The 1,367-nt window shown below is 35.3% G+C and carries 1 protein-coding gene; it reads left to right on the forward strand.

All coding sequences use genetic code 11. The features are described 5' to 3' along the window. The first annotated feature begins 142 nt into the window (after positions 1-142). Positions 143-1,258 (forward strand): IS4 family transposase, encoded by a 1,116-nt coding sequence (locus LIZ98_RS17460; protein WP_033826334.1) that lies wholly within the window; start codon positions 143-145, stop codon positions 1,256-1,258. Positions 1,259-1,367: the final 109 nt, after the last annotated feature.

Below are 1,367 nucleotides of genomic sequence, written 5' to 3' on the forward strand. Positions count from 1 at the left end.
ATCACTAGTGTTGCATTAATTTAAATTAACTATTAAAAATACCCAAAATCTTCAATTTTATTATTTCAAACAAAGAAAAAGTCCTTTATAATGGAAATAGTTGGTGGTAATCCGTCCAAATCCATTAAAAAGGACAACGCTCATGGATAAGATTACACGAAAAAATTCATTTGGACAATGGTTTTCACCGATAAATCTTCAATTATTAGAAGAAAACGTGAAAACAATGAAATTAGATTTCTATACAAAAAAATTAACGACAGAGTCATTTCTTAAATTATTACTTTTTGCACAACTTAAGGAAGTTGAAAGTCTTCATGCATTGGGCGATTGCCTTTTCGATGACCAACTTCAAAAGGCAGTAAACCTTGATTCTATAAGTATTTCTCAGCTATCTCGCCGATTAAATGGCATGAATCCAGATCTGTTTCAGTCGCTTTTCCTTGATCTAGTCGGACAAATTCACGCTAAAACACACTACACAAAACGAATCATGCCGTTAAAAATTATTGATTCAAGCACATTACCACTCAATTTGACCAATCATAGGTGGGCAAAGTTCCGTAAAACAAAGGCGGGGGTAAAGTTACATTTACGCCTTGTATTTATGGAAAAAGGAACTTCTTACCCTGAAAAGGCCGTGATAACAACGGCAAACGAACACGATCGTGGTCAGCTTGAGATTATGGTGGACGACAAGGAATGCATGTATGTGTTTGACCGTGGTTATCTAGACTACGAAAGATTTGACCGTTTGACAGACGATGGTTACTTTTTTCTTTCAAGGCTACGAAAAAACGCAGTTGTACGGGAGGTTTATGATTTTAAACTACCCGAGGGTTCATCTGTTTTATCGGATCAAATGGTCTTGATTGGAACGACACAAAACCGAGCTGAAAACTACTTTCGCCTTCTAAAAGTAATGGATTCAAAAGGAAATGTACTCCATTTGATCACGAATCGTTTTGATTTGAGTGCCGAAGAAATTTCAGAGATGTATAAATCACGTTGGACTATCGAACTATTTTTTAAATGGATCAAACAACATCTCAATATCAAAAAATTTTACGGTCAAAGCGAATGGGCGATTCAAAATCAAGTGTTTATTGCACTGATTGTTTATTGCTTACATATCCTCGCACAAATCGAAACAAAAAGTAAGCGTAAAATCTTGCAAATTAGTCGTTATTTAAGGGCTGCATTGTGGAAACCAGCGCATATTTGGATTCGAAAAATCGAAGGAAAAACTGTCCCTTAATCATTAAAATGTCGTTGTTGCACAAGTCTTAATTGTATATAAATTCTGAATGGATAGGGCCACCTTTAGTTGGGTATTTACTTTTTTGGCCCTAAGTTGGGAAAATAAT

The organism is Caldibacillus sp. 210928-DFI.2.18 (genome assembly GCF_020554505.1).
GTDB classification, from domain to species: domain Bacteria; phylum Bacillota; class Bacilli; order Bacillales; family Caldibacillaceae; genus Caldifermentibacillus; species Caldifermentibacillus hisashii.

Coding starts and splice junctions, on each gene's coding strand:
- LIZ98_RS17460 (WP_033826334.1), top strand. CDS start 143: ATGGATAAGATTACACGAAAAAATTCATTTGGACAATGGTTTTCACCG.